Source organism: Pollutibacter soli (genome assembly GCA_029269725.1).
Taxonomy (GTDB): Bacteria; Bacteroidota; Bacteroidia; order Chitinophagales; family Chitinophagaceae; genus Pollutibacter; species Pollutibacter soli.
The window spans coordinates 127570-138974 of the sequence record JARJHS010000004.1 but is presented as its reverse complement, the minus strand read 5'-3'; the positions used below and the strand labels follow the sequence as shown (position 1 = coordinate 138974).

Below are 11405 nucleotides of genomic sequence, written 5' to 3'. Positions count from 1 at the left end.
ATAGTCAGTAATATTCTTCTATTGTTTTACCTCAAAAAGCTGTTCTCGTGGTACTATTTTCACCTTCATTCCATCCCTTAACAATTTGCTCACCGTTGTATAGGGGCCTGTTACGACTTCTTCTCCTTCCTTGAGGCCGTCGACAATTTCAATCTGATTTATATCCTGGATATCTGTGCGGACTTTAACACGTCTTACGGTTCCGTCTTTTTGAACTACAAAAACCACTTCCTGCAGATCATCTGCGTTTGTACTTGTTGCAGAGGGTGCATCTGGAGAATTCCCCTGGCTTGATTCTTTCTTTGCCACCAGTGAACCCTGGGCGCCTTTACCGGCCTTTGCTGTATCATTCTTATCTCTTGTAGTCACTGCATTAATCGGTACTGTGAGTACATTAACGTGCGTGTTTGTCTGGATGTCTGCACTCGCACTCATACCCGGTCTGAACGGAAAATTTCTTGGCTGCTTTGGATCAAGAAGATCGGCATATGACTCCTGCAATAACCTGATGCGAACTTCATAGTTGGTTACATCTGTTGAAGAAGAACTCGTTGTTGCTGTAGCCGCTCCCTTATTGGTACTTGCAATCTGTGTAACAATTCCCTTGAATTTCCTATTCGTATAAGCATCTACCTCGACAATCGCAGTATCACCGTAACTCACTTTTGGAATATCATTCTCTCCAACTTCAACCCGTACTTCGATGATTCTCATGTCCGCAATACGCATCATTTCTGTACCGGCCATCATTGAGTTACCGACCACGCGCTCGCCTTTTTTTACATTAAGCAGGGATACTACACCCGACATCGGAGAAACAACGCTTGTACGACTTAAATCTTTATTTGCACGCTCCAGGCTCGCCCTGGCACTTTGTACTCCAGCTTTTCCACTGTTGATCTGCTGAACACCTGCGTTATAATCGGCCTTTGAAGTCAGGTAGGCATTTTCTGCCTGTTCAAATTCCAATTTTGAAATTACTTTTTCATCAAACAATTGCTTTTGGCGTTGGTACTGACGCTCGGCCTGCTCCATCCTTGCTTTAAAGGCTGCTAAAGCTGCTGTAGTATTATCCACCTGCGCCTGCTGCTGATTTACACCGGCGGCCGCCTGGTCACGTTGTGTTGCAAGAATGTCAGCGTACACACGTGCCAGCAACTGTCCTTTCTTTACACTATCCCCTTCAACCACTGTAAGCTCAACGATCTCACCGGAAACGTCAGGACTGATTTTCACTTCGATCTCCGGATATACCTTACCGCTGGCAGTAACTACCTCAGTAATATTCTTACGCGTTACTTTTTCTACGGAAACTTTTGTTCCCTCATCCTTTCCAAAGATGCCGGCTTTTTTCAAACCCAGTAATGCAACGATCAACACTACCAACCCCACCAGGATCCAAATCATTTTCTTGCTCATGATCCAAATAAATTATGCTTGGTTAAATGTATTCTTTTTATAATCTAATACCCTGACCTTTATAGAATTCCAGAACTTTCATGCTAAAGATGTAATTATACTGAGCAATCACCCTGTCAACCCTGGCACGTGACAGGTTATTCTGAATCGTCAACCATTCAATTGTTTGTAAAACACCATACTCATATCGTTTGGAAGCGAGTTCAAAGGATCTCTCTGCAGTTTTTACCGCTTTTTCCCGTGCAATAAAAGTCTGATAGTTACCTGATGCATTTTGATACGCAGTATAAATGTCTTGTTTCAGTTTAAGGGTTTCCTGTTCGATGGCCAGTTCTTTGCTGCTGATATCCAGCTTTGCGCGGGCAATCGATGACTTAACCCTCCATCCGTTAAAAATGGGCACATTCAAAGACAGTCCAATCGCCTGACCGAAATTATCATTCAGCGTACTTCCGTAGCCGTTCCAGAGCTGTCCAAAACTATTGTTTTGAGTGCCTTCTACAATGTCTGGTGTGTATAATGGAAGCTGATTTCCTGTGTTGTCGATTACATAACCATTATTCGATGGTTTAAATCCATTGTTTACAGGGAATCGGGAGACGAATGGGGCAAAAAACCGGGTATTCACCTGTGCAAATGCAGCGATGGAAGGATATAAAGAACTTTTTGCGGCCCGGTAGAATTGTTCAGATGCCTTCAGACGCAGATTATTCATCCTGATCTGTGGCTGGGTTCTCATCGCCATTTCATAGATATTCGATGGAGACGTTTCGAGAATATTATCAACAGGAATCGACTCAATAGGTGGAGTGGCTATTCTGAACGGAGTATCTGCCGGCACTGTCATTAATGCCTTCAGCATCAACAAATTTATTTCGTATTGCGACTGGGTTGCTGCCATAGCAGCACTGTCCCTCGCCATTTGCGCTTCGAGTTCTACAGCATTTAATTCAGGTACCGAACCTGCATCAACCAGTTTACGTGTATTCAGGTATTGGGCTTTTGTCTGGTTGAACTGAACCTCCAGAATATTAGCTTGCTCAAGTTGTAGCAAAGTGGCTAAATATTGATTGGCTATATTTAATCCAATATCATTTCTAGCCTTTTCTATCGCAGCAAGATCGGCCTGGTATGTGAAGTCATTTCCAGAGATTGTATTTCTTTGAAACCCCCAGTTGTAAAGGAGAGCCTGTGAAGTAAGGCCCCAATTTTGGTTCATTGACGAGTTATCCGAAATAATGTTCGTTGTGGGGTTTACGTTTCGGCCGAAATTGAAGGAGTGGCTTCCCTGGAGATTAAGGCTCGGGATCTGTTGTAACTTAACTTCTTTAAGGTTAACCTCAGAGATTCTTGCCTGGATGTCAGCCTGTCTTACTGAAATATTACGGCTCATGCCATAATCAATACAGCGACGTAAGTCCCACACATCTCCGTTCTGGGCATATGTACTTGTGCTTAATCCTGTCAATAGCAGAATTCCAAAAACCGTTATTCTCATGTAGCTAATATTGATTTTCATACACACTGACCCCCCTGGCATTTTTTTAAAGGTCACAAAGATTCAACCAAAAAACCTATTATCAAAATCGCTTGTCAAGAACCCATACCGTTTACCCATTCTCCCCGGTCAGGGCTTGTCTAAGGTCAGTAATCAGGTATTCGGGATCTTCAAGCCCTACATAAAGCCTAAGCATTCGATGCGTTCTGTCATCCGGATTAAAATTTTCTCTGGATACTGATGAGCATCGCGGAATAATCAATGATTCATGACCACCCCAACTAACCGCCATGCGGATATGTTTAAGCCTGTTGCAAAAACCTTCTATCTCCTCTACCCTGTTCATATTTATATAAAAAGAAATCAGACCTGCTGCTCCTTTCATCTGTTTGCTCGCAAGTTCATATTGAGCAAAACCTGGATCCAGCGGGAAAATGGTTTCTTCGATCTTCGGTTCCGACTTCAGCCAATCCAGGACCTTTCCTGTACTTGCCGAAATCTGATTCAACCTGGCTGGCAGGGTCCGTAATCCCCTGAGTAGCATCCAGGCATTAAAAGGTTGTATTCCACTTCCGACACAAAGAAATTCACTATCGAAAATTTTCCTGATCATTTCTCCACTTCCGCTCAATACTCCGCCTAAAGTATCGCTGTGTCCACCAATAAATTTGGTTGCCGTTTGCATGGCAAGATCTATCCCCATTTTTATGGGTTGCTGATATAGGGGTGTACAATAACTGTTATCAATAAACGTAACAATACCTTCCGACCTGGCCAGTTCTGCTACAGCACTGAGATCCTGTAAATCAAAAAACCATGAATTCGGTGATTCCAGATAAATCAGTCTGGTATTTGGAAGGATGGCCCTTTCAAAATTTTCAATAGACGTTCCATCGATATAGGTTGTACTGATTCCAAATCTTGGTAAGACCTTATCAAAAAGATGGGCAGCCCATGAATATGGGTGTTGCACCGAAACAATATGATCGCCCGTTTTTACATGGGCAAAAACACCTGCAAAAATAGCGGCTGCACCGTTATTGAAAACGAGGCAATCTTCAGCACCATCCAATGCAGCAAGCTTTTCCCTCAATATGTCAACTGTTGGGTTTATTCCGCGACTATAAATATATCCAGCCATCTCATCCCGGAAAGCATTACGCAGGTCGTCAACCGTATCAAAAGCAAAATTGGAGGTCTGGATAATGGGTGGTGCTATTGCATTAAAATACTGATGACGCTCTTCACCCAGTTCGTTTATTATATAAGACAGATCCATAGTAATTAATTATCTGAGACGGTGCCGGCCTTGTTATGGTTACGTTTCGCAAATAAATAAATCAGAAAAAACCCGAATAGAAGGCCAAGACCTAAAAGTCCGGCTCCGGGATCCTTGATGACTATACTGACTGAAACAAAAAGATAGGCAGCAATATAAACCAGCGGCATAAACGGATACCATTTCATCTTATAAATTCTGGCTCCGGACTCGTCGAGATACCGGGTTTTTTTTCTGAGAATAAATATTGAACCGACAGCAGTTGCAAGACCGATACTATCAAGAAAAATTACGCGGTCAAGAATTTTCTCGAACTCATTGGCAAATATGAGCGTAAGAACGGCAAAAGCAGCAAAGATTGGCAGCGATACCGTTAACACCTGGCGCTGATTCGTTTTCATTAATGCTTTTGGCAAAACTTTTTCTTCTGCCATGGCATACATTGCGCGCGGATTACTCATCAATCCTATGTTTACATATCCCAGTACACTAAAAAAAAGCAGAAAACTCATAATGTTGTAAGCGTGCGGACCGAACATATGCTGAGCATGCCTTGCTGCAAGGTCTGTCTTTGACAGTTGAATCCCGTCGAGACCAAGCACCCTGAAATAAGAAAAATTAGTAAGAAGGTATAACCCCACTATAATGGCAATACCCATAAAAATAGCACGGGGAATTATTTTCTGTGGATTGTTTACTTCCCCTCCAAAGTTGATGGTTTGCTGATAACCACCGTAAGAAAATGAAACTGCAATCAGTGCTACACCAAAGGCTCGCACATACTCTATCGATGAAGTGGTGACAGATTCGGCTACTGTTACCGGTGAGTCCTGGGTGCCGGGCATAAAAATCCCCAGGCAAACAAATAACAGGATCGCAATTTTTGTGAGCATCAGAATATTCTGGGTCCGCACACTCATTTTAAAACCGAGATAATTAACAAAAAAGAAAAGAATGACAGCGCCTAATGCGACGCCCTGGCGGAAATACTCATGATGATATTGCTCCGGCACAAGACCTTGCAGATACCCGGCACCCACAAGTGCAACTGCACTTACAGAAGCGGCATTACTGATGAGTATTATACAATTGATCATGAACGCAATTGCAGGATGGTAGCAGTAGGAGAAAATCTTATAAAAACCGCCTGTTACAGGATAACGGCTTCCAATCTCTGCAAAAGTCAAAGCGCCGAAGAGGGCTATGATCCCACCAAAAATCCATACAGCAAAAAATATCCAGGAATTGCCGGCGGCTTTCGCCACATCATAGGGAGTCCGGAAGATGCCCATGCCAATCACCAGGCTCACAACGATCATTGTGAGATCGAAGAGACCGAGCATCGGGCGTGAAGATTTGTTGATCATGTGAGGGAAGATAGATAAAATAGTGAGGAGTAAGGAGAGGGGAGGCAGGAGAGTTAGATTTTAGTATTAAGTCATATGCTCTAATTTTAAAACAGATTTGAAATGACAAAACTTTCAATAGTTTCTACCAGCGGAAATCTCAAAAAAAACATACTTGTTACTTTAGTCTGCTACTGAATCCCCTGCCTCCCTGCTCCTGCCTTCTGCCTTTCCTATTTCCAATATAATTTCCGATTCTCCCTCCCATTCCCCATCTTTGCCGCTCATTTGGTTGACAGACCGTGAATGGTTTTTGTCATTAAAAGGGAAGTCCGGTGTAAATCCGGCGCTATCCCCGTAGCTGTAAGTTCTGATAGAGATTGTTTATTCTACAGCCACTGTGCCGGTATAATATCCGGGATGGGAAGGCGATAAACAATAGAACGAGCCAGAAGACCTGCCAGGTGAAAAATTTATCATCGGGCTTTCGGGTGAAAAGCTGGAGATGTGAAATAATTCATTTTACATTTTCCGTTCTGTTTTACACGCAAGTCTCAATTGTTTCCATTTAAAATAAAAGAACATTGAGCAGGCATTTATTATTTTTGACTACCGCATTTTTTATTACACAGTTACTTCATGCACAGCAGGACTCCAGTTCGAAAGCACTGGATGAAGTAGTAGTTACCGCCAACAGGTTTCCCCAAAAACAAAATTCAACAGGAAAAGTTCTTACCGTCATCGGCAGAACAGAAATTGAACGTAACAGTGGTCGCACACTCAGCGAATTATTGATTCAACAAAGTGGTGTTACTATTGTCGGTGCAAATAACGCATTAGGTACCAACCAGGACATATACATGCGAGGCGCCGCAACAGGGAACACACTGATTTTAATTGATGGAGTTCCGTGTTACGATCCTTCCAATATTGCATCAACTTTCGACATTAATCATATTCCTCTACAAACTATAGAGCGAATAGAAATTCTGAAAGGTGCACAGTCGACTGTGTACGGATCGGACGCTGTTGCGGGTGTTATCAATATCATCACCAAAAAAAACAACAGTAAACCGGTTTCCGTCTTCGGAAATTTGACAGCAGGATCCTATGATACCTATCGCTTTGGTGCAGGTCTGCATGGCAGTTCTGGTAAAAACAGCTATCAGGCGCAGTACGAACATCTGCGCTCAGCAGGTTTTTCTGCCGCTTATGATAGTACTGATAAAGCGGATTGGGATAATGACGGGTTTCAACAAAACGTGGCATCAGCCGCCTACCAGTTAAGAATAACCGATAAACTGGAATGGCGCATTAACGGAAAATACAGTCACTATAACTACGACCTGGACGCTTCTGCATTTGTTGACGAGAAAGATTATACAGGTAAAAATGAAAATATACAGGCTGGCACCGGTTTCACATGGAAATATAATAAAGGTTCAATCGTTGCGAATTATAATTTCAACAACAGCAAGAGGAATTATATAGATGATTCATTATTTGTTTCTGGTTTTACCACATTCAGTACGCAATACTACCTTGGTAAAACCCAGTTTGCAGAACTTTATGCCAATCATCAATTGAATGATCAGCATTCACTTCTTGCGGGTATTGATTATCGCCGGCAGCAAACCGACCAGGATTATTATTCGCTCAGTGGTTTCGGACCATATGAAACGCATTTGTCAGGCGATTCAGCAAAGGCTTCCATATTCAGTGGCTATGCTTCCTATTTCCTGAAAGACTTTCATCATTTTTTCCTGGAAGCCGGGCTGAGGTATAATCATCATTCACGCTTTGGAAATAATCTCACATTCAGCATCAACCCATCTTATGCATTGGAAAACTTGAAATTTTTTGCCAATGTCTCGAGTGCATTCAAAGCTCCTTCACTCTATCAACTTTATGATGCAGCTTCAGGAAATCAATCGCTGAAACCTGAAAAATCTACAACTTATGAAGCAGGGATACAAAATTTCTCTTTCAAAAGAAAATGGGATACACGTATTGTTTTCTTTCATAGAAACATCAGGGACGGAATTGAGTATAGCTATGCAGACTATAAATATTTTAACAATAATCAACAGAAAGATTATGGAATTGAAGTTGAAAGCCGTTTTCGTGCAGACAACTGGAATGCGGGAGTTAATTATACCTATCTCACCGGCGAAGTAAATACACTGAAATATGCATATGATCCGGCTACTTTTAGTTATGTAGTGACAGGAGACACTATTTACAATAATTTATTCCGCAGACCGAAACACCAGTTTAATGTTCATGGTGGTGTTAATGTCACTAAAGCGTTGTATCTGGCTCTCAATGCCAGGTTTACAGGCAAGCGATACGAGCCTCGATTCATGGAAAGTCCGCTCGAAATGGAAGCGTATAAAACATTTGATCTTCATGCAGAATATCGAATACTGAAGCAGTTGGTATTGTTTGGTGATCTGAACAATATGTTCAATGAGAAATATGCGGATATACGAGGTTACCAGGCGAGGGAAAGGAATTTTAATGTTGGGTTGAGATTCGCCGTTGATGCAGGTCGTTGAATCAATAGGTTAAACGTATAACGTTGAACGTTAAACGTAAGCTGTTCAGATTGTACAATGCCGTGCTAATGTGATAAGACAAACATTGGGTTGTCGATCAAAATCCGGAGAAAAATTCCAGCCGCATTCGATTACGTTCTACGTTCAACGTTTCACGTTAAACGTAGAACGTTTACTTACCTTTGAAAAAACGTCAATATGGGTTTCACCCTCGATGAACTAATCACAGTGACCTTTACCCTGTTTGCTGTTATCGATATCATCGGATCGATTCCGCTTTTTATCAGCTACCGCGAGAAAATGGGTGAGCTGAATGCTGCTAAAGCAACCATCATTTCCGGTGCGCTGATGATCATCTTTCTCTTTCTCGGAGAAAATTTCCTTTCGATACTTGGCCTGGACGTCCGTTCATTTGCTGTGGGGGGATCGATTGTAATTTTTATTGTTGGGCTTGAGATGGTATTGGGAGTTGAATTTTTCAAAACAGAAGCCGATCCGCGTTCTGGAATACTGGTGCCTATTGCGTTTCCCTTAATCGCTGGTTCCGGGACGCTGACAACGATTATGTCTCTGCGCGCAAACTATCCGATCACTCCGGTTCTCCTCGGCATTGTATTGAACCTGGTCGTCATATTTATCGTACTCAGATCTTTGAATCCAATAGAAAAGCTTCTCGGACCCGGAGGATTATTAGCGGTGCGAAAGTTTTTTGGTGTAATTTTGCTCGCCATTGCCGTGAAGATATTTACGACGAATGTGGGAGGATTGATAAAGTGAGGGCTGGTTCATTCTTCATAGTTCATAGTTCCCGGCAGTCAAGTTCTTTTATAAATTAAGCTGGAAAACAGACGAGATGTTTGATCTGAAGCTGTCTGATATTTATTAGCAGTTCCTATTTCTCATCCCTTAGTTCTTACTTAATTAACGGTCTCGTAGTACAATGGATAGTATAGGGGTCTCCGAAGCCCTTGGTTCCGGTTCGATTCCGGACGAGACCACTAGTAAAATATGGAACCCGCCACAGACGCGGGTTTTTTAGTTTTTAATGCATGCTATTAGTCGTTTAATTAGTCAGATGTCGATGCGCTTTTATCTTTATGACACACGATGAAATTGAAAAAATTGTTGGACAACACATTGCCTTAGCACGTCAAGGAGGTGATGAAGAGTATAGAAAAGTGGAATTCAAATTGCAATGGTACAATTTGAAAGATCCAAAGGAAATAATGGAGTTCCTAAAGGACCTGACAGCTATTGCCAATTCTTTCGGCCCCGATGGATTTATTATTATTGGTTTTCATGCAGAAAGAGGATTTCAAAAGGCTACCCTAAAAGATTCAAATTTAAAAGATGAATCGGATTTGGTGGATTTAGTAAATAAGGAAGTAGACAGAATATTCCATTTCAGCATTTATGAGGTAGTATTTGAAGGTAATTTATTAAGTGTTATCCACATCCCACCGTCAATAGACAAACCGCATATAATTAGAAAATTTAGAAAGTGGGATAAAAAAGAAAATGAGACTATCGAAGAACATAAAATTTATGTGCGATATGGAAAAACATGCAGAATTGCTACAAGAAGCGATATTGAGTTGATGTATTATGATAGAAAAAACATAATACCAGAATACAAACTTTCAATTACAGTAGCAAAATACAACTTGCATTTCTCTGGTGCTCTTTTCTGCATGGTGCCTTTTACATTTGAAAATATTGGATCGAGGGCATTAGCGATCGAAGATATTTTTTTCACTTTAAAATTTGGTGACAGAATTGATGACTATTACACCCTGGATTTTCAGTATTCTGGTGTTCTCGTTGTTTCTCCTGGTGAAATCAAATTTGAACATTTAAAAATCCACTTTACCCATGCTGCAATAAATTCTGAACTTAAACACAAAGACATATTACACTTCAACGGAAACAGAAGATTAGCAACGTTGAAAAATTTTATCGTTCAAAACACTAGAAAAGAATCCATTCCGATAGAATTAAATTTAATTGATTAATAAACCCAATTCGGCAGGTCCAAGTAACTCGTGTTATATTGTTGGGATACTTGAATTTAATCGTTGGACTGGATCAAGAAAAATGTAGATTATATTTAGATTTTTAATCTCGCTATAAGGCAAAATAAGGTTGTTGCCTGGAATATTATAATACCTTTTATCGATTAACAATTCCATTAAAGCCGCTGAATCGCTTTCTGAAACATCTTCCATATTAATAGGACTATCAAGTAATTTATCTAGTTCACCAAATTCCTCCAACTTTTCTCTTTCTGATTTTACATCGGGCTTTTCATCAGAAAATTTCCGTCTTTTTACATCTGTTAAATACAATCGATCAATCCCATCTTCCTTGGACAAAACAAATCTTTCTAATCTTCCACGATACAAGAACGCCTCCTTATTAATTTCAACAAGCGCATCTATTAATATTCTATCTGGCCTTACAAATTGTCTTCTAAATCTTCTTAAAAATATTCGCTGAAAAATTGTTGAACGTAAAGGAGGTTGTAAATACTGTCCTGCAAGAGTATAATACCATTCATTTCTTATTCTGAATATCGGTATATTAATTTGCCAATTTTGCCCGACGCTTAAGAGTCTAAAAAAATATCCCGTGACAATTGCAACGAAAAAACTTGTAAGACAATAAAGTAAAAAAAATAAAATCTCCCAGATATCTAAATAATCAGTGCCGTCACGATGATTAATGAGAATTAAATAAAAGCCATCCAGAGAAAAATCTGTCCGATTTAGAATAAATAAAAGTAGACATGAGTGAATTAAAACGTTAGGCACCAACGAGAATAACAATTCCTCAACTAGGGAAGATTTGAAAGTTCTGCCATGCTCTACATTTAGGTAAACAGATCGAAAAAGAAATCCAGGGAATAAAAGGAGAATAATTATTATTGTTCCAAGTAGAAAATTCATTATTTCTCAGAAGTTACAATTCTACTTGTAATATATTCTGGAGGATCTTTCTCACTTATAACGAAATTGTTGGAAGAATGAATTTTATATGTTTGGCCACCGACGATAACAGAAGCAATTTTTCCTCTTTTTTCAGCGGCAATAATAATAGCATCAAGCATTTTTGCCTGCTTTTCGTTTAAATTTGCTACCACTTTGCTTGCTTCGTTCTCCATAATTTTAATAAAATTAGGTTAAGTCCTAAGAAGTTAGTTCAAATAGTTTATTAAAACGATATTCCTTTTATCTTATTTCATAAAACGATACAAAAGTTAAATAAAACACTCGTTTATTGAAAAATATTCAAAGATAAGTTTGGTG

General features: G+C 40.2%; 9 protein-coding genes, 1 tRNA gene and 1 riboswitch. Of the genes, 4 read left to right on the top strand and 6 right to left on the bottom strand.

The features are described 5' to 3' along the window. Window positions 1-18 precede the first annotated feature (18 nt). From P2W82_RS11590 to P2W82_RS11575, 4 genes are all read right to left on the bottom strand, one after another. The gene (locus P2W82_RS11590; RefSeq protein WP_336516047.1) at window positions 19-1419 is read right to left on the bottom strand and encodes an efflux RND transporter periplasmic adaptor subunit; all 1401 of its coding nucleotides are present in this window, start codon (window positions 1417-1419) and stop codon (window positions 19-21) included. A gap of 37 nt (window positions 1420-1456) precedes the next feature. Further along, window positions 1457-2917 carry a TolC family protein gene (locus P2W82_RS11585; RefSeq protein ID WP_336516046.1) on the bottom strand — a complete coding sequence of 487 codons (1461 nt, stop codon included), beginning with the start codon at window positions 2915-2917 and terminating at the stop codon, window positions 1457-1459. A 112-nt stretch (window positions 2918-3029) separates the two neighbouring features. Further along, entirely contained in the window at window positions 3030-4196 is a 1167-nt protein-coding gene (locus P2W82_RS11580) for a trans-sulfuration enzyme family protein (protein WP_336516045.1), read from the bottom strand. A gap of 5 nt (window positions 4197-4201) precedes the next feature. Continuing rightward, window positions 4202-5563: an APC family permease gene (locus P2W82_RS11575; RefSeq protein ID WP_336516044.1), complete on the bottom strand. Its 1362-nt coding sequence runs from the start codon at window positions 5561-5563 to the stop codon at window positions 4202-4204. Between the two features lie 251 nt (window positions 5564-5814). After that, window positions 5815-6021: riboswitch (cobalamin riboswitch) on the top strand. A 105-nt stretch (window positions 6022-6126) separates the two neighbouring features. On the opposite strand from P2W82_RS11575, the gene P2W82_RS11570 reads away from it, so the two are divergent. The 4 genes from P2W82_RS11570 to P2W82_RS11555 all read left to right on the top strand — a co-directional run bounded on the left by P2W82_RS11570 (window position 6127) and on the right by P2W82_RS11555 (window position 10112). After that, window positions 6127-8100 (top strand): TonB-dependent receptor plug domain-containing protein, encoded by a 1974-nt coding sequence (locus P2W82_RS11570; RefSeq protein WP_336516043.1) that lies wholly within the window; start codon window positions 6127-6129, stop codon window positions 8098-8100. 198 nt (window positions 8101-8298) lie between these two features. Next, on the top strand, window positions 8299-8877 hold the full coding sequence (locus P2W82_RS11565) for a MarC family protein (RefSeq protein ID WP_336516042.1): 579 nt from the start codon (window positions 8299-8301) through the stop codon (window positions 8875-8877). 149 nt (window positions 8878-9026) lie between these two features. Beyond that, window positions 9027-9098: transfer RNA gene (locus tag P2W82_RS11560), tRNA-Arg, on the top strand. 99 nt (window positions 9099-9197) lie between these two features. Then, window positions 9198-10112 carry an RNA-binding domain-containing protein gene (locus tag P2W82_RS11555; protein ID WP_336516041.1) on the top strand — a complete coding sequence of 305 codons (915 nt, stop codon included), beginning with the start codon at window positions 9198-9200 and terminating at the stop codon, window positions 10110-10112. 33 nt (window positions 10113-10145) lie between these two features. Here the strand turns inward: P2W82_RS11555 and P2W82_RS11550 are convergent, their stop codons facing one another. Both P2W82_RS11550 and P2W82_RS11545 read right to left on the bottom strand, forming a co-directional pair. Next, window positions 10146-11045: a hypothetical protein gene (locus P2W82_RS11550; RefSeq protein WP_336516040.1), complete on the bottom strand. Its 900-nt coding sequence runs from the start codon at window positions 11043-11045 to the stop codon at window positions 10146-10148. After that, the gene (locus P2W82_RS11545; RefSeq protein WP_336516039.1) at window positions 11045-11260 is read right to left on the bottom strand and encodes a hypothetical protein; all 216 of its coding nucleotides are present in this window, start codon (window positions 11258-11260) and stop codon (window positions 11045-11047) included. Before P2W82_RS11545 ends, P2W82_RS11550 begins: the two co-directional genes overlap by 1 nt. Window positions 11261-11405: the final 145 nt, after the last annotated feature.